Origin of the sequence: Exiguobacterium alkaliphilum 12/1, assembly GCF_000714435.1 — a bacterium.
GTDB classification, from domain to species: domain Bacteria; phylum Bacillota; class Bacilli; order Exiguobacteriales; family Exiguobacteriaceae; genus Exiguobacterium; species Exiguobacterium alkaliphilum.
The window spans coordinates 92,768-109,562 of the sequence record NZ_JJMW01000058.1 but is presented as its reverse complement, the minus strand read 5'-3'; the positions used below and the strand labels follow the sequence as shown (position 1 = coordinate 109,562).

At 55.2% G+C, this 16,795-nt stretch carries 16 protein-coding genes; 3 read left to right on the top strand and 13 right to left on the bottom strand.

Annotated features, from left to right (window positions below; genetic code table 11):
- Positions 1-17 precede the first annotated feature (17 nt).
- From RT52_RS12015 to RT52_RS12005, 3 genes are read right to left on the bottom strand one after another with little or no spacing between them, the layout of a single operon-like run.
- The gene (locus RT52_RS12015; RefSeq protein ID WP_034817642.1) at positions 18-1,361 is read right to left on the bottom strand and encodes a phenylacetate--CoA ligase family protein; all 1,344 of its coding nucleotides are present in this window, start codon (positions 1,359-1,361) and stop codon (positions 18-20) included.
- A complete protein-coding gene (locus RT52_RS12010; RefSeq protein WP_034817640.1) occupies positions 1,361-2,389 on the bottom strand; it encodes an NAD-dependent epimerase in 1,029 nt (342 codons plus the stop codon). The genes RT52_RS12015 and RT52_RS12010 overlap by 1 nt, the downstream gene beginning before the upstream one ends.
- A complete protein-coding gene (locus RT52_RS12005) occupies positions 2,386-4,299 on the bottom strand; it encodes a polysaccharide biosynthesis protein (RefSeq protein WP_034804207.1) in 1,914 nt (637 codons plus the stop codon). Before RT52_RS12005 ends, RT52_RS12010 begins: the two co-directional genes overlap by 4 nt.
- Positions 4,300-4,761: 462 nt before the next feature.
- Here RT52_RS12005 and RT52_RS12000 point away from each other — a divergent pair, with 462 nt between their 5' ends.
- The gene (locus RT52_RS12000) at positions 4,762-5,514 is read left to right on the top strand and encodes a homing endonuclease associated repeat-containing protein (protein ID WP_034817637.1); all 753 of its coding nucleotides are present in this window, start codon (positions 4,762-4,764) and stop codon (positions 5,512-5,514) included.
- 35 nt (positions 5,515-5,549) lie between these two features.
- On the opposite strand, the gene RT52_RS11995 is transcribed toward RT52_RS12000, so the two are convergent.
- The 4 genes from RT52_RS11995 to speE all read right to left on the bottom strand — a co-directional run bounded on the left by RT52_RS11995 (position 5,550) and on the right by speE (position 8,790).
- Positions 5,550-6,500: a sodium-dependent bicarbonate transport family permease gene (locus RT52_RS11995; RefSeq protein WP_034817635.1), complete on the bottom strand. Its 951-nt coding sequence runs from the start codon at positions 6,498-6,500 to the stop codon at positions 5,550-5,552.
- 201 nt (positions 6,501-6,701) lie between these two features.
- Positions 6,702-7,070, bottom strand: coding sequence for a Na-translocating system protein MpsC family protein (locus tag RT52_RS11990; RefSeq protein ID WP_034817632.1), 369 nt, complete (start codon positions 7,068-7,070; stop codon positions 6,702-6,704).
- Between the two features lie 2 nt (positions 7,071-7,072).
- A complete protein-coding gene (gene speB, locus RT52_RS11985; protein ID WP_034804217.1) occupies positions 7,073-7,954 on the bottom strand; it encodes an agmatinase in 882 nt (293 codons plus the stop codon).
- Entirely contained in the window at positions 7,951-8,790 is an 840-nt protein-coding gene (gene speE / locus RT52_RS11980; protein ID WP_034817630.1) for a polyamine aminopropyltransferase, read from the bottom strand. Before speE ends, speB begins: the two co-directional genes overlap by 4 nt.
- 219 nt (positions 8,791-9,009) lie before the next feature.
- Between speE and RT52_RS11975 the strand changes: the two genes are divergently transcribed.
- Entirely contained in the window at positions 9,010-9,915 is a 906-nt protein-coding gene (locus tag RT52_RS11975; protein ID WP_245175534.1) for an EAL domain-containing protein, read from the top strand.
- A 37-nt stretch (positions 9,916-9,952) separates the two neighbouring features.
- Here the strand turns inward: RT52_RS11975 and RT52_RS16400 are convergent, their stop codons facing one another.
- Positions 9,953-10,102 (bottom strand): hypothetical protein, encoded by a 150-nt coding sequence (locus RT52_RS16400; protein WP_156028815.1) that lies wholly within the window; start codon positions 10,100-10,102, stop codon positions 9,953-9,955.
- Between the two features lie 132 nt (positions 10,103-10,234).
- Here RT52_RS16400 and cls point away from each other — a divergent pair, with 132 nt between their 5' ends.
- Positions 10,235-11,764: a cardiolipin synthase gene (cls, locus tag RT52_RS11970; protein ID WP_051690354.1), complete on the top strand. Its 1,530-nt coding sequence runs from the start codon at positions 10,235-10,237 to the stop codon at positions 11,762-11,764.
- On the opposite strand, the gene RT52_RS11965 is transcribed toward cls, so the two are convergent.
- The 5 genes from RT52_RS11965 to RT52_RS11945 all read right to left on the bottom strand — a co-directional run bounded on the left by RT52_RS11965 (position 11,740) and on the right by RT52_RS11945 (position 16,790).
- A complete protein-coding gene (locus RT52_RS11965; protein WP_034817625.1) occupies positions 11,740-12,270 on the bottom strand; it encodes a TVP38/TMEM64 family protein in 531 nt (176 codons plus the stop codon). The two genes, cls and RT52_RS11965, sit on opposite strands and share 25 nt — an antisense overlap.
- A 60-nt stretch (positions 12,271-12,330) precedes the next feature.
- Positions 12,331-13,593, bottom strand: a complete 1,263-nt coding sequence (locus RT52_RS11960) for a dicarboxylate/amino acid:cation symporter (protein WP_034817623.1) — start codon at positions 13,591-13,593, stop codon at positions 12,331-12,333.
- Between the two features lie 158 nt (positions 13,594-13,751).
- Positions 13,752-14,255, bottom strand: a complete 504-nt coding sequence (locus RT52_RS11955; protein WP_034817620.1) for a YwhD family protein — start codon at positions 14,253-14,255, stop codon at positions 13,752-13,754.
- A 59-nt stretch (positions 14,256-14,314) separates the two neighbouring features.
- Positions 14,315-15,367 carry a DUF871 domain-containing protein gene (locus tag RT52_RS11950; protein WP_034817618.1) on the bottom strand — a complete coding sequence of 351 codons (1,053 nt, stop codon included), beginning with the start codon at positions 15,365-15,367 and terminating at the stop codon, positions 14,315-14,317.
- Between the two features lie 49 nt (positions 15,368-15,416).
- Entirely contained in the window at positions 15,417-16,790 is a 1,374-nt protein-coding gene (locus RT52_RS11945; RefSeq protein WP_034804239.1) for a PTS transporter subunit EIIC, read from the bottom strand.
- Positions 16,791-16,795: the final 5 nt, after the last annotated feature.

The window sequence follows — 16,795 nt, the reverse complement described above, 5'->3', positions numbered from 1 at the left end:
TCCCCTTTTTGTATAGGTCAGACGTGAAGTCGCTTCACGACCCGGATTTTTCCGTTTGGCTCTTTTTTGATGGCTGGCACGTTCTTTAGGCGAATCCGCATGTTCGGGGTGAACAGTCGCTCGACCTCTCGTTTGAGGATCGTCTCATGCTCGTCTTCAAATCGTTCTTCGTCTTTGACGTAGAGCATCTCGATTTGATCGACCTCGTGTTGCAACACTTGGACTTGGAGGACAGAGTTCGGCAAGACGGCGACCGTCGCCGTCAAATCACCTTCGAATACTTTGTAACCTTCCGGTGTTTCGACGTAATTCATCTGCCGACCGTCGATGGAAGAGATGACTGTCCCCGAGTGACCACACGGGCACGTCTCATCGCTGAGCGTCATGCGATCGCCGATACGATAACGAACGAGCGGCGTCCCGTGCGTCGTGAAGCTCGTCACTAAAATCTCACCGTTCTCGCCGGGCTCGATGATGCCGGTCTCCGGATGCAGGTGCATCCGTCCATGTTTGCACTCCGTCACGAGCGGCGCCCCTTCCGAGGAAGCGTATTGATCGTAAACCGGGGCTTGAAAGATTTCGCTCAATAACGCCCGTCCCCACGGCGACAACGTCTCAGACGTCGGGAAGATGGCGATCGGTTTGAACGTCAACCGGGTGTCCGTCTCTTTTAAGTACTTGGCGACTTCAATCATCGCGGACGGTGAACCGTCGAGGGCGTCCGGTCGATACGTGTTCAACGAGTCTACATAATCCGGGATGGTCCGTTCATGGAAATGGACGACCGAGTAGAGCATTTGTTTCATCGGGGCGTTGTAGCGCCAATAGATCGGCTCCTCTTGGTCACGGGGACAAATCATCCGGTCCGTGAAGCTCGCCCGCTTCATCCCTTTCGTAAAGCCATGCTGTTCTTTGAAATAGTCGAGGTGGGCCATCCGCGCTTGATAGTCTTCGACGGTGAAACGGACTTGGAGCGCCGTTCCCGTTGTCCCACCCGTACTTCCGATAATCGGTGCGTTAACATCTGAAAAGATGTCGGGATTCGTTCGGAGCGTCTCTTTCTCGAGCACCGGGATTTGCTGGAGCTCCTCGAGGTGCTTGAGCGGCAACTCGATGTCATGGCGCTTGAACAAGTTTCGATAATAACGATTGTGTCTCTGACAGAAGTGGAGGAAGCGGTTGAGTCGGTTCAGCTGGGCCGCATCCGGGTCGACGAGCCGTTGCCTTCGCAGTTTCTTTAACTCTTTATCATAATGCGGACCATAGCGTTCCCGGTATAACTTCAATCCGTAAAGGGAGATGAGCCAGTTTTGGACCGGGAGCGGTGAACGAGCGTAAATTTTGTCATGTAGGGACGGCATCACTCAATCCCCTCCTTTAACGCATGGTGATAGGCGAGATACCAATCAATAAATTCATGGACACCGCGCTCGATCGGTGTCTGCGGTCGAAAGTCGACCGACTCATACAGCGCCGAGGCATCGGCAAAACTTTCCGGTACGTCGCCCGGTTGCAGCGGCAGTTCGTTTAAAATCGCCCGCTTGCCAAGTTTTTGCTCGATGATGCGAATGAAGTCCATCAGTTGGACCGGACTATGATTGCCGACGTTATAGACACGGAACGGGACGTCGCTTCGGTCCGGGAGCGGCGCGACGTAGTCGAACTCTTCATCAGCGAGCGGCTGGATGTCCATCAAGCGGACGATCGATTCGATGACATCGTCGACGTACGTGAAGTCGCGCGCCATCTGCCCGTAGTTGTAGACGTCAATCGGTTCACCTTTCATAATCGCTTCCGTGAACTTATAGAGCGCCATATCTGGGCGCCCCCACGGTCCATAGACACTGAAGAAACGAAGTCCGGTCGTCTTGATCTCGAACAAATGACTGTACGTATGCGCCATCAGCTCGTTCGCCTTCTTCGAAGCGGCGTATAGCGAGAGCGGATGATCGACCGGGTCCTGTTCGGAGAACGGCATCTTCCGATTCGATCCGTACACCGAGCTAGACGATGCGTACAGGAGTTGTTCGACCGGATAATGCCGGCACGCCTCGAGCACGTTCAAAAATCCGACGATATTCGATTGGATGTAGGCGTCCGGATTTTCAAGACTGTAGCGCACACCTGCTTGGGCCGCCAAGTTGACGACGATGTCGGGCCGCCGCTTCTCAAACACCCGCGTGACCGCCATTTTATTCTCGAGTGAATCACGATATAGCTTGAAGTTCGGATGCGTGAGCACGTGGAGTCGGGACTCTTTCAAACTCGGGTCGTAATAATCGTTCACTTCATCAATCCCGACGACCCGATGCCCCTCTCGTAATAGTCGGCGGGCCAAGTGAAACCCGATAAATCCTGCCACGCCCGTGACGAGTACGGTCTTTGTCATAACGTCTTCCTCCTTTGAGTTGAATCGTTCGTCCGCATCCGGACAGGTTCGATTTGAGGGGTGAACATGTTTTCCATCACTTCTTCCGGAATCTCGCTATTAGCAACGAACAAGAGGAAGGAGGTGAGCGCATTCGGTTGGTCGAGGAGATGGTCGATTGTCAACAGGATCGGATCGACCGACTTGAACGGCCGTGTACAACCGACAAAGATTTTGTCGTATACTTGGCTGTCCGTTTTTTCACTCGTCGCAAGCAGTTCTTCGTACAATTTTTCCCCAGGGCGGATGCCACTGTATTCGATTGGGATTTGGTCGAGCGTGAAGCCGCTGAGTGTGATCATGCGCCGCGCCAAGTCGACGATTTTGACCGGTTGTCCCATATCGAGGACGAACACTTCGCCCCCGCTCGCCCGGACGCTCGCTTGGATGACGAGCCGGCTCGCCTCGGGGATCGTCATGAAGTAGCGTGTCATCTCCGGATGGGTCACCGTGACCGGTCCGCCCCGTTCAATTTGTTCTTTGAATAACGGGACGACCGAGCCGCGGCTGCCGAGGACGTTGCCGAAGCGGACGACCGAGAACGTCGTCTCGCTGTGACGGGCCTGCTGCTGGACGACCATCTCGGCGACTCGTTTCGTCGCGCCCATGACGTTTGTCGGATTGACCGCCTTGTCGGTCGAAATCATGACGAACCGCTCGACATTGAACAAGTGGGCCACTTCCACCATGTTTTTTGTCCCATAGACGTTGTTCTTGACGGCTTCTTTCGGATTTCCTTCCATGAGCGGGACGTGCTTGTGGGCCGCGGCATGGTAGACGATGTCAGGTTCGTAATGCTCGAACACTTCGATTAACCGGTTCCGGTCTTGGACGTCACCGATGACCGGATAAATGTCCGTCTCGGTGTCGAGTCCGCGTAGCTCGCGGTCAATCGAGTAGATGCTATTCTCCCCGTGCCCGAACAAGACGAGGCGTCCCGGTTCGAACTTGATCAACTGCCGGCACAACTCCGAACCGATCGACCCACCGGCGCCAGAGATGAAGATGGTGGCACCTTTTAGTTTTTGCGAAATCTCAGACACATCGAGCTGGACCGGTTCGCGTCCGAGCAAATCCTCGATTGCGACTTCGCGCATCTCGTTCATCGATACTTTCCCCGACGCGAGCTCCGACAGCATCGGCAAGGCATGCGACTCGACGCCCGTCTTCTCGATTCGTTTCAATAATTGGATCCGCTTGCTATAAGGAAGCGACGGGATGGCGAGGACGACGACCTCGATTCCGTATTCCTCGATTTTCCGTTCGAGCGCATCGATTGAGCCGATGACCGGTGTTCCGTGGATGTAGAGTCGTTGTAAGAGTGGGTTGTCGTCCAAAATCCCGACAACGTTCAACACGTTCGTCCGATACTCTTTCAACTCTTTCGTGATTTTTTGTCCGGAGTCGCCGCCGCCGATGATGAGCGTCGCTTTCCCGCTCGGTTGGGCGTGACGGAACCGGAAGAACGAACGGGTTCGAGCCACGAGCCGGATGAACAACATCCCGTTGAAGGCGAGCAAGCTTTGGACGAACAACGCCTGATACGAGATGCTCTTTAAAACGACAAGCGCAGCGCCAAGTACGAGCAGGTCGCTCGTGAGCAAGACGAGCGCGAGCAACTGCAACTCCCGCATCGAGCCGTAACGCCAATCGATGCGATACACTCGTGTCGCCCACCCGAGCGCGAGTAGCGCCACCGTTTTCAGCGCTAAAATCGTCATCAGTTTCGTCGTGTCACCCGAGACCGTCGTGTCGTGGGCGAAAAGCAACTTGAAGGTAAGGAAGATGGCCGCCGCCGCAATCATGACGTCAAGCATCATGAGCATCGCGTTTTTCCGGTCCATCGGATAATACGTGAATCGTGTAGTCATTCTGTCACCGCCTTTGCAGAGTACGAAAATGAGTCGATGTATGGGTGGATGCTACATTAGTACCCGTTCACGATTCACAATCCGAAAGAAAACCATAGCTTTTTCATAGCAACGAAATTTAGCCATTAAACGGTTTTATGAATGTGTGTTGACTATTTCTTTTGGTTTGTGAATATTTCCGGATTAAATGGGTAATATGGAAAGTACATGGTTGTAAATTAGGTGTAAATTGTAAATAACAAAGGAGGTTACATGATTCATCGAAATGTGTCACTGCACCGTCCAATGACCTGAACACGAACCGTTTGCCTTTCTTCCGTGCCGACTTCGGCTCCCTTTCTTGAACGTTGCCAATTGTATACGTGCCCTTGACCGCTTGGGCTTTCCTTAAAGGACCATCATTGTTCAACCACACCACGACCTTTGAAGCGACCTTCGCTTCCAAAAAGGAGAGACATCAAGATGAAACGATGGACAGAGCAACAGATCCTCTCATGCCTACAACAAGCAGCGAACGAACTCGACGAATTCGATACAAAACATTACACTCTATGGGCCCGCAGCAAAGACGTCCCTTCCCTATCGACCGTGATTTACAAGTTTGGCTCATGGCGCGAAGCCGTCCAGGCCGCCGATATTAAAATGATGTACCGGTATTATTCCGATGAAGACATCTTGACCGCGCTCAACGAGGCCGCCGAAGAACTCGATATCTTCACGAGCCAGACGTATCGTGAATGGGCCAAAATCGCCCAAGCGCCGTCGCTCACCTTGATTAGCAGCCGTTTCGGTTCTTGGTCGAATGCGCTCCGTGAAGCAAAACTCCAAACGACGACGGCTCGAAACAATGAAGAGCGAATCATCCAAGCCCTCATCGAAGCGTCGGCCGAACTCGAACGGCTCACGTCGCAACATTACGCCGTCTGGGCGCAAGAGAAAGGCTATCCGACCGTGGCGACAATCGCCCGCAAGTATGGTTCTTGGAGTTATGCCTTGTTCGTCCTCGACATCGCCCCGCCGAAACGGAAATGGGATGAAGATGACGTCATCGACGCACTCCGACTCGCCAAGGACGAATTGAACCATTTCAGCATCCTCCATTATCGCAAATGGGCGGAAGGTCGAAACGTGCCGAGCACGTCGACGATCAACGCCTTGTTCGGCAGTTGGACCGCCGCGTTACGATGCATGGAAGAACAGAAAGTGATGCAATAAGAAAACGCCGTCTCGGGAGCCGAGACGGCGTTTTGTCATGTGACGATTGAGATGAAGAGCGGGATCCCGACGAGCAAGTTGAACGGGAACGTGACGGCGAGGGCGAGCGTCAAATAAAACGACGGTTCGGCTTCCGGTACCGACGCCTGCAGCATCGCCGGGGCCGCGATATACGACCCGCTCGCCGCGAGCGTCATGAGTAGAATCGTCCCGCCGTCCGATAACCCGGCGAATTGCGCACCGGCGTAGCCGATCGCCGCACCGATGAGCGGGAACGTCATCCCGATGACCAAAAACTTCATTCCATAGGACGGCACGGTCTTCAACTGTTGCCCGACCTTGACGCCAAGGCTGAGCAAGAATAAGAGAAGCACCCCCGGGAATAAATCGATAAAGAACGGTGTGAGCGCCGACGTGTCTGGCGTCACGAGTCCGACGACGAGACCGGCGATGAGGAGCAAGATGCTCTTCGAAAGCAGGCTATCCCGAATGACGGTGAACGACTGGCTCGGGGCGGCCGTGATGCCGAGAACGCGCGTCTGATTGTATAACAACAGCGCGACGACGAGACCAGGGATCTCGAGGACGACGACGAGCGTCGTCATGAACGGTTCGTACGCAATGCCGAGCCGTTCGAGCTGGGCCGCGGCCGCGACGTACGTCACGAGCGAGACCGAACCAAACGTCGCCGCCATGGCAATCCGTTCATGAAAACTGAACTTGAATAAGCCGCCGAGCCCGAACGCGACGAGCGGCAGCACCATCCCGAGGACGAGCGTCACCGCGAGCGGGAGCGCCAAGTCGTCAAACGAGACCGAGGCGAGCCCCATCCCGCCTTTGATTCCGATGGCGAGCAATAAGTATAAGTTGAGCGTGATGCCGAGCGACTCCGGGATTTTTAAGTTCGATTTGCCGAGCGCGGCCACGACACCGGTCACAAACATTAATACCGGGGCACTCGTCAATAAAAACGTCAATAGTTCCATGTTTCTCCTCCTAGGCGACAAAAAGCGCACACCGAAAAAACGGTGTGCGCTGCATGCCGACGGCTCGAACGCGTTCGCTCCGTCTAGCCGACAACTGTCGGGTTATGATTCGTTCAGCTCCGGGTCAAGACGGTGACGAAGCGCTCCGAGGCTCGCTCCGCCAATCCTGACACGTATCTGTCTTTTAGTTTATAAACGTCGTCACGGCTTGTCAATCCCACTGTCCCACGCGGCATCGAGCCGAAAGACGATGAGGCGTTCCCCCGTCTTCGTGCTAATATCCGTATGGAGCGAGATGATGCGCCGTCCGAGGACGTCTGCCACAATCGTCTCGAGTTGCGGACGACCCGACTCGACGAGATTGTTGCGATACTTCTTCAATTGCTCGCGCCCCGCCGATTTCGTGGCGAGATCGTACTCGGCCGGGGTCAAGACGCCTTGTAACGTCACGATGGCCAAGTCACGGAGCAGGTCTGCCTTACACGTCAATGAACCGCGTCCGAGATACTCTTTCTCCCATTGGGTGATGCGGGCGCTCAGTTCCATCTCCAGCTGACCTTTTTTCGGCATGATTACTTCACGAACCCGATCATCATCTCGCGAAGAATCTTCGCGGCGGCAATCGCCGTCATATCCGACTGGTCGTACGCCGGTGACACTTCGACGAGGTCGGCGCCGATGATGTCGAGGTCAGCGTTCGCAATCGCGTGAACGGCTTCGAGCAACTCTTTCGTCGTGATGCCGCCGATTTCTTGCGTGCCTGTACCCGGTGCTGCCGACGGGTCGAGGACGTCGATGTCGATTGTGACGTACACTTTCTTCCCGGCGAGCGTCGGCAAGACGCGTTTGAGCGGCTCGATGACTTCATACATGAACATGTTGTAGCCGACTTCCTTCACCCAGTCGAACTCTTCTTTCATCCCAGAACGAATCCCGAACGAGTAGCAGTTCGATGGGCCAATCAAGTTGGCTGCTTTTTTGAGCGGTGTCGAGTGCGAGAGTGGCTCGCCTTCGTATTCGTCACGGAGGTCCGTATGCGCATCGAAGTGCAAGATGACGAAATCGTCCCCATACTTATCGTGCATCGCTTTGATGACCGGCCAAGTGACGAGGTGCTCGCCGCCCATTCCGAGCGGGAACTTGCCGGCGTCGATGACGTTTTTGACGAACGACTCGATCATATCGAGTGACTTTTGTGCGTTCCCGAACGGAAGCGGGATGTCACCGGCGTCATAGACCGCCGCTTCTGTCAAATCGCCGTCGAGGTACGGGCTGTACTCTTCAAGCCCGATGGAGACTTCGCGGATGCGGTTCGGGCCGAAACGTGAACCCGGGCGGAAACTGACCGTCCAGTCCATCGGCATGCCGTACAATACCGTCTTCGCGTCAGCGACTTCCGGGAGGCTCGCGATGAACACTTTGCCTGAGTAGGCTTCATCGAAACGTTTAATCATTTCGTCAAGTCCTCCACGAATTTAGGCAAGACGAACGCCGCGTTGTGAAGCTTCGGCGTGTAGTACTTCGTCTCGATGTCGTGGAAACGATCCGCCGATACGGCTTCTGGGTCGTATTGCTTCGAACCGATCGTGAACGTCCACATGCCGCTCGGGTACGTCGGTACGTTCGCCGTGTACAGCTTCGTGATTGGGAAGATCTCTTTCACGTCGCGTTGGACCGTCTGGATGAGTTCTGGTGTGAACCACGGGTTGTCTGTCTGCGCGACGAAGATACCGTCTTCTTTGAGCGCTTTCGAGATGCCGGCGTAGAACCCTTTCGTGAACAAGTTCGCCGCTGGGCCGACTGGTTCTGTCGAGTCGACCATGATGACGTCATACTCGTTCTCCGACTTGGCGATATGCATGAAACCGTCGCCGACGATGACTTCGACACGCGGGTTATCGAGTTCACCGGCGATGTTTGGCAAGTATTTCTTCGAATATTCGATGACTTTCCCGTCGATGTCGACGAGAACTGCTTTTTCGACTGATGGGTGTTTCATAATCTCACGGATTACGCCGCCGTCTCCGCCGCCGACCACGAGCACGTGCTTCGGATTCGGGTGTGTGAAGAGTGGGACGTGGGCCACCATCTCGTGATAGACGAATTCGTCCTTATCCGTCGTCATGACCATACCGTCAAGCAACAACATTGTTCCGAACTCGTCCGTTTCGACCATCTCTAGTCGTTGAAACTCCGTTTGTTCGCTCTCATAAACGTGGTTTACACGGAACGTGATTCCGTAATCTTCTGTTTGGTGCTCCGTAAACCATAATTTTAATTTTTGGTCCATCGATAGAACCCCTTTCTGATTAAAAAGTTGTTCGTATGCGAGTGGCGTTTTGAGGCGCTTCTTATTCATACGATAGGAAGTATACAAAACCTGTACCCATTTTGCACGATTTTTTTATAAATGACTCGCGATGTGTGAGTTTTCCGTGAGTTATGACCGATACATTATATATAGGAATTTTTACAACCGGAAGGAGGAATCGTTAGGTGGTCACCTTGCGTGGCATGCGCCACGACCATCCCATTTTTTGAACGCGGACTCGTTGTTGTCAATGAACAGCCGCGTCCGTATGGCTCACTCGATGAGTTGACGAGTCAGCTCGCGGACGTCCAAACCGATGTTTATTGCATCGATCCCGTGACGAATCGTCAAACAGCGCTCGTCACCGCCGGAAGTTTATTAGATCAAATCGCCAACCGCGATATGATCGAGCTCATTCAACACGGTGAATTCGAGAGTCACTTGCAACCGATCGTCCACCTCGATACCGGGGAACGTTTCGGCTATGAGGCGCTCCTGCGCAGTCGTAACGACATTTCGCCTGGCCAGCTATTCCAAGCCGCTAACCGGTTCGGCTTGCACTCAAAGCTCGATCAACGGGCCCGTGCCGAGGCGATTAAAGCGACGTATCACGCCGTCTTGCCTCACGAGAAGACGTTCATCAACTTCTTGCCGTCGACGATTTACAACCCGGACTATTGCCTGCAGCACACGTTCGAAGTGATTGACCGCTACGACCTCAGCCCCGACCGTTTCATCTTCGAAGTCGTCGAGACGGAAAAAGTGCAAGACGTGGCCCATTTGCAGCACGTGTTCTCTACATACAAGAAACGCGGAATGAAAGTCGCCCTCGATGACGTCGGCGCCGGCTTTTCGACGCTCGATATGTTGAAGCGGCTCGAGCCCGATTATGTCAAAATCGATCGGTCGTACATCTCATTTTGCGATCAGGATACCGAGAAACGGGCATTTTTGAAAAACGTTCGTCAATTGACCCGGACGATGGGCATCACGCTCCTCGCCGAAGGTATCGAACGTGCCGAAGAAGTCGACGTCTGTCGCGAACTCGGCTTCGATTTGGCGCAAGGCTACTACTTCGGTAAACCGGCCCCATACGCCCTTTAAGACGAATGGCCCCGAGCATGTGCTCGGGGCCATTTTTTTAGTCGTCGTTTTCTTCCGTATCTTCCATATCGTTTTGCATCTCTGTATCGTTGTTATCCATCGGCTCCTCGTCGGCTCCCCCACAAGCCCCGAGAATGATACCTGTCGCGAGCAATGATGCCGCTAACGTTCCTTTACGTTTCATCATAAAAACACCCCTTTATTGTTTTCGTCGTACAGTATGGTTCATTCCCGTCGACCACATCCCAAAACGTGTATTTAGATTAACAATGTGTAAACGGTGGAATGAATTCAGTGATGACAACTGAACTGAAAGAAGGTGTACCTGTTGAAACGACGCGTCTTACAATTTTTCACGATGATCCTGCTCGGTATGCTCCTTCTTGTCCTCCTGTACTCGATTGATGGATTGATTCCTTTCTTGATCGTTATCGCCATCGCCGCCCCGCTCATCGTCGGCTGGCAAATCCTGTTTGACCAAGTCCAACCGCAGGCAAAACTCGCTTGGCTGCTCGCGGTACTGTTCATCCCGTTCCTCGGCGCCCTCGCCTGGGTCATGTTCGGTCGGACGCCGCGACGCCACCGCCGCGTCAAACGGACGTCGTCCGAGATTCGCATGTTCCGCCAAGCGATTGAGATGGAGCGCATCGAGACCGCGAACGCCGTCTCGGATCGCTTCCCGCTCACCCGCACACTCCAAAAGCTCGGGGCGACCGGGGCCGACGGGCATACGTCGACGAAACTGCTCGTCAACGGTGAGGCGAAGTTCGAGGCCGTCCTGCGCGACATCGAGCAAGCGACGCACCATATCCACGTCCAATACTATCTATTCCGAACCGATGACATCTCTTCGAAAATCCGCGACGCCCTCATCAAAAAATCGAACGAGAACGTCACCGTCCGCTTCCTATACGACGGGCTCGGTAGTCAAGAGATCGGGGAAGACTTCATCGAGCCGCTCCGCGAATCGCGCGTCCACGTCGAAGCGTTCGACCCGGTCGTCCATCCGCTCCTCGTCTTCAACGCCAACTTCCGGAACCATCAAAAGCTAATCGTCATCGATGGGAAGATCGCCTATACGGGCGGATTGAACGTCGGCGACGAGTATTTGGGGAAAGAAGAAAAACTCGGCTTTTGGCGTGACACGCACCTTCGCGTCGAAGGTCCGCTCGTCCGTGAACTGCAGCGCCTCTTTATCGAGAACTGGCTCTATGCCGGCATCGAGGACGACAAAGAGACGTGGGACTTGTTCGCGAACGAAGAGCATCTCCCTGAATATTTCATCGATGAACCAAAGGATTCGAACGGAGCGACACAACTGCTCGTCACCTCGCCCGGTAAAGACGTTACGATCCGTGATGGTCTGATGCAGCTCATGATGGAGGCGAAAGAATCGATTTGGATCACGACCCCGTACTTGATTCCGCCACCGGAACTGCTCGCCCTGCTCGAAGTGGCCGGCAAGAGCGGCATCGACGTCCGCATCGTCGTCCCCGGGAAAGGCGACGAATGGTTCAGCTTCCACGCGACGGAATATTATTTCGAACAATTGCTGAAACGAAACGTCCGCATTTATAAATACAATCGCCATTTCATCCATGCGAAAACCGTCCTCATCGATGGCAAAATCGCACTCGTCGGGACGGCTAATTTAGACTTTCGGAGCATGTATTTGAATCACGAGATGACAATCGCCCAATTCGAGACGTCCTCGGTCCAAGAACTGCATGACGCCTTCTTAAAAGACTTTGACGAATCCATCCTCATCGACTGGTCGATCCTGCGGAAGAAGACGAACGGCAAACGGTTCGTCGAAGCGTTCTGTCACATCTTCTCGCCACTCTTATGACGACGCCAGACGACATAGATGATGCCGACCATGGCGATTAGCGCGATTTGCCACCCGGTCGCGACGTATAGGATCGCCGTCACGGCGAGCGCTTCAATCAAGAGGGCCGGGACTTTGCCGAGCGTGCTTGCCACGGCGAACGAGGGTAGCGTCATCCGGCTAAACGCCGCTGATAACGTGACGAGACCCGACGGCACGAACGGCATGAGCCGCATGCTGAGGACGAGGAACCACGCCTCTATCCCTTCCGCTTCCCTCAGCCGTTTGAACCGTGTCCCGGTCGGCGACGTATACGGCTGGAGCGCTTTTCGATAGACGATGAAACTAATGATGGCCCCGACGGCCTCGCCGATGATCGAGACCGCGACGCCCGGCCCGAAACCGAGCAGTTGAACGTTCAGCGCCGTCAAAAACGCGCTCGGCAAGACGCCGGCGACGGCAATCAGTATATTCAATACGATGCTGATGATGACAAACAGCGGGAGTGGGAGAAGTGCCCATTCCATCGCACACACTTCCTTTCAAACGAAAAGGCTGTCCCGTCCTCGCGGGGCAGCCTTTTTCTGTTACTTCGCTTCGACTTCGTCCCACGCGTCTTCGTCGACAGGCGGGAGGTGTTTCTCTTCAAGTTTCGATACGACGACCGCACACGTCGCATCACCAGTGATGTTGACCGATGTCCGCAGCATATCAAGAATCCGGTCGACCCCGATGATGAGGGCGATCCCTTCGACTGGCAAGTTGACCGATTGTAAGACGAGCGCGAGCATGATGAGCCCGACACCCGGAACCCCGGCCGTTCCAACTGAGGCGAGCACTGCCGTGATGACGACAGTCGCTAGCTGTGCAATCGTCAAGTCAGCCGCAAACACTTGCGCGATGAAAATCGTCGCGACCCCTTGCATGATGGCCGTCCCGTCCATGTTCACCGTCGCACCGAGCGGCTGGACGAATGACGAGATGGAACGTGGCACGCCAAGTTTCGTCTGAGCGAGCTCCATCGATACCGGGAGCGTCGCGTTCGACGACGACGTCGAGAAGGCGAGCGTGATCGCTTCATTAAAGTTCTTGAAGAAGAACACCGGGCTCATCTTCCCGAGGAAGAGGAGCGCCCCGCCATAGACGATGGTCGCATGTAAGAAGAGCGTCAAGACGACAGCGAACATGTACCACGCCATCGCACGAACGGCATCAAGACCGATGCCACCAATCGCCGAGGCAATCAAGGCGAACGCACCATACGGCGCGAGCTTCATAACCAAATGGATGAGATGCATCATGATGCGATCCCCTTGTTTGACGAACCGGCGCCACGATTTGGCACGGTCCCCGAGGGCGATCATCGCGAAACCGATCAAGGCCGCAAAGACGATAATCTGAAGCATGTTGCCTTCTGCGAGCGATTGAATCGGGTTCGTCGGAATCATGTTGACGAACGTCTGGACGATATTCGACGACTCATCCGTCGCCGCCGTCTCGAACTCTAGGTTCGCCGTCGCGAAGTCGCCACGCTCACCCGGCTGGATGACCGATGCGACGCCCATCGCGAGCATGATGGCGAGCGCCGTCGTCGTCAAGAAGAAGAGGAGCGCTTTCGACCCGACACGCCCGAGCTCTTTCGGGTCCCCAAGACCCATGACGCCGAGAATGATTGAGAAGAAGACAATCGGCACGACCAACATTTTAATCAAGTTTAAAAACACTGTCCCGACCGGGGAGAGTATGTACGTATTGACGATGTCATATACGTTGCCAGACAGGCCAGCGAGCCCGAGCCCGACGACGACCCCCAGTACAAGACCAATTAGAATTTTCTTCGTTTCACTCATCGTGTCACCCTTTCTTTTTTACACAGTGCGTATAGTATACCATAATACTGAATTTTCATACAATTGCGGCTGTATCACAATGTCATAACAGGCGTATGTTCCCGCCTTCGCTTCATGCCAAACAAAAAAGATTGGAGACCGCGGACGGTCCAATCTTTTTACTCGGCAGTTAAGCGAGTCAATTCATCTTGCAGCTCAGTCGACTGTTCCCAAATTTCAGGACGGTACTGTTGCAAAAAGCGCGCCAACACGTCCCGAGACGGGGCGTCCATCATGTCAATCAAGATGCGGCCTTTCAGTGACTTGTCCATCTGGTTGACATGGTACGGCAATAGTTTATAGCCTCGTCGCGCTTCAAGGTCGACCGTCATATCGCACGCCGCGACGCCGCCGTAGTAGAACCCGTCCGGCTTCCGACCGACCGTCACCCAGACAATCCAATACGGTTTTCCGTTCGGCACGGCGTCCCGATCGGTCAAAAACTTGATACGTTTTTCAATCGCCGACTTGGCATGCATCGCACCCATGTCGATGACGGCAGTGCCCGCCTCGACGTCGATGATGACCGGGGACATATTGTTCAAACTGAGCGAGCCGACGCCGTAACCACCGTGGCCGTCCGTCGAATCATCAGCGATGATATTGAAGTTGATGTCTTTCATAAGTTGCGTCCCTCCCTCTCTACTTTACACAAAGAAGCGGGAATGTGGCAATGCTGAACTCAATCCCAACAGACGCGGAACATGACGCCCGGTCCGATGAAACGGATGAGCGGACGGTCTTCGGCAATGACGCGGCCGATGACGTTCACACGGTCGTCCATGTCCAAATCGCGCTTCGTCACTTGCATCTCGCCAGCATACCGACCGTAGTTCGTGTTGTCAATCGTAATCGTCCCGAGCGGACGCGGCGCCGCGGCGAGCGGTTCGACGAGGCGGTGACCAGGCCGACCGTAGGCGCGCGACTCGACCGAACGGACGATATCACGGGCCGGGTCCATCCGGTTCGTCTGCACATCACGGAGCATCGGTTCGAGCGGGCATACCGCTTCGGCTCGAAGCAAGACGATTCCGTCGTCATACGCCTTGAACTGCTCACGCGTCTCGTCGGTCACGGCCGGGTCACCGAGTAGAATCCGGTCGACGTGTCGTTCGAGGTCAAGGAAACAGGCGAACGGTGACAACGTGCGATGGTCTTCAAGCGTCGGGAGCCGTTCAAACAGCGGCCCACGAAGCGTCCCGTCTCCCGGGATGAACGCTTGGACGCGGATGCCTTGGCCTTTCAGCCACGCATTCTTTTCATCGAACCATGTCCGCTCAAGCCCTGTCTCTGGTCGCGGATAGAAATTGTGCCACGCTTCGACCCGCCTCAAATCGAGACCGTGGCGCACCATCTCGGCCAGTTCCGTTTCGGACAACGTGCTCGCGTTCAGCGCGACCGTCATCCGCTGCGACAAGTCGGCCACTTGCTTCGGCGTCACGCCATAATCGACGCGAAGTCCGGTCACGCCCCAGTCGAGGAGCGTATGCGCGTCGTCCCACGTCTTCCCGAGTGCTTCGAGCGACGTCGGGGCGATGTCCGCGAACAGTTCCATCTCGAGCGCCTTGGCGATTCGCCCGAGGTGTTCGAGCCGTTCCGTGTAGACGGACGCGTCATCCTCGGGGATATGGAGCGACGTGAATAGCGACGTGAACCCGCTCTGACGCATCTCGGCGAGCCACGTCTCGTATGCAGCCGTCACAGGCTGACTCAAATAAACCGATAGTCCTCTCATCTGCCTTCCTCCTATGCAAAAAGGTGACTCCAAAGAGCCACCTCGATTGTCAAATCCCGTCTGCCATCTCTTCTTTGAAGCCGAAGAGGTACGTGAAGATGAAGCCTGCCGTATACGAGATGACGAGACCTCCAATATACGTCAAGTACATGCCGTTGTCGATGAGCGGCGTGAGCGAGAGCCCTGAGACGCCAATCCCGAGCGCGGCTGTCTTCATCGTCGCCTGGAACGCACCACCGACCGCGGCGCCCATACACGCCGTCAAGAACGGACGCCCGAGCGGGAGCGTGACCCCGTAGAGGAGTGGCTCGCCGATTCCGAGGAATCCGACCGGAATCGCACCTTTGATGATGTTACGGAGACGTTGGTTGCGCGTCTTCACGAAAATCGCAAGCGCGGCCCCGACTTGTCCGGCACCGGCCATCGCGAGGATCGGCAAGAGCGCCGTGTTCCCGACCGTGTTCAGGAGCTCCAAGTGAATCGGCGTCAACCCGTGGTGCAACCCGACCATGACGAGCGGGAGGAAGAAACCGGCGAGGACGGCGCCGGCGAGCGGCCCACCAATCTCAAGCACGGCGTTCAACCCACGCATGATGCCGTCTGACAATACGCCCGCGACCGGCATGATCGCATAAAGCGCCGTGAAACCGACGACGAGGACGGTGAGGAGCGGTGTGAAGATGATATCGACCGCCGTCGGCATGAAGCGACGGACGTTTTTCTCGATGTACGTCATGAGCCATGCGGCAAAGATGACCCCGAACAATCCACCACGTCCGACGACGAGCGGCTCCCCGTAAATCGTAATGTCGGCGAGCATCGGGTTGAAGAGAATCCCCCCGGCGATGGCTCCGAGTACCGGTGTCCCACCGAACTCTTTCGCCGTGTTCCAGCCGACGAGGATGGCGAGATACGCAAAGACCGTGCTACCAAGCAATAAGAGGATTTGCATCCACGTCTCGGTCGGGTCAACGCCGGCGTTTTTCGCGAAGTTCGCCGTCCCGTTAATGATTCCCGAGGCGACAAGTCCCGGGATGAGCGGGATGAAGATATTTCCTAAGCGACGCAAGAAACGCTTGAACGGTGACTTCTGCTTCTCTTTCACTTTTTGACGCTCGATGGCGGCCCGTTCGTCCGGCGTCAAGTTCGCATCGACCGCTTCTTCCCCGATCGCAAGTCCCGTCTCGCGGCTCAAATGATCGGCGACGCGGTTGACCGTCCCCGGCCCGACGACGATTTGGAGCGTCTCGTCATCGATGACCCCCATGACACCGTCGATTTTTTTCAAACCTTCGATATTCGCTTTTGTCGGATCTTTTAACGCCAAACGCACGCGCGTCATGCAATGTGCGAGCTGACGGATGTTGTCTTTCCCCCCGACATGCTCGAGTATGGCGTGTGCCAACACCTCTTCTTTCTTCATCTCGT

Bases quoted from the DNA above. Each gene is read 5' to 3' on its own strand.
- RT52_RS12015 (WP_034817642.1), bottom strand. From the start codon at position 1,361: ATGCCGTCCCTACATGACAAAATTTACGCTCGTTCACCGCTCCCGGTC.
- RT52_RS12010 (WP_034817640.1), bottom strand. From the start codon at position 2,389: ATGACAAAGACCGTACTCGTCACGGGCGTGGCAGGATTTATCGGGTTT.
- RT52_RS12005 (WP_034804207.1), bottom strand. From the start codon at position 4,299: ATGACTACACGATTCACGTATTATCCGATGGACCGGAAAAACGCGATG.
- RT52_RS12000 (WP_034817637.1), top strand. From the start codon at position 4,762: ATGAAACGATGGACAGAGCAACAGATCCTCTCATGCCTACAACAAGCA.
- RT52_RS11995 (WP_034817635.1), bottom strand. From the start codon at position 6,500: ATGGAACTATTGACGTTTTTATTGACGAGTGCCCCGGTATTAATGTTT.
- RT52_RS11990 (WP_034817632.1), bottom strand. From the start codon at position 7,070: ATGCCGAAAAAAGGTCAGCTGGAGATGGAACTGAGCGCCCGCATCACC.
- speB (WP_034804217.1), bottom strand. From the start codon at position 7,954: ATGATTAAACGTTTCGATGAAGCCTACTCAGGCAAAGTGTTCATCGCG.
- speE (WP_034817630.1), bottom strand. From the start codon at position 8,790: ATGGACCAAAAATTAAAATTATGGTTTACGGAGCACCAAACAGAAGAT.
- RT52_RS16400 (WP_156028815.1), bottom strand. From the start codon at position 10,102: ATGATGAAACGTAAAGGAACGTTAGCGGCATCATTGCTCGCGACAGGT.
- RT52_RS11965 (WP_034817625.1), bottom strand. From the start codon at position 12,270: ATGGAATGGGCACTTCTCCCACTCCCGCTGTTTGTCATCATCAGCATC.
- RT52_RS11960 (WP_034817623.1), bottom strand. From the start codon at position 13,593: ATGAGTGAAACGAAGAAAATTCTAATTGGTCTTGTACTGGGGGTCGTC.
- RT52_RS11955 (WP_034817620.1), bottom strand. From the start codon at position 14,255: ATGAAAGACATCAACTTCAATATCATCGCTGATGATTCGACGGACGGC.
- RT52_RS11950 (WP_034817618.1), bottom strand. From the start codon at position 15,367: ATGAGAGGACTATCGGTTTATTTGAGTCAGCCTGTGACGGCTGCATAC.
- RT52_RS11945 (WP_034804239.1), bottom strand. From the start codon at position 16,790: ATGAAGAAAGAAGAGGTGTTGGCACACGCCATACTCGAGCATGTCGGG.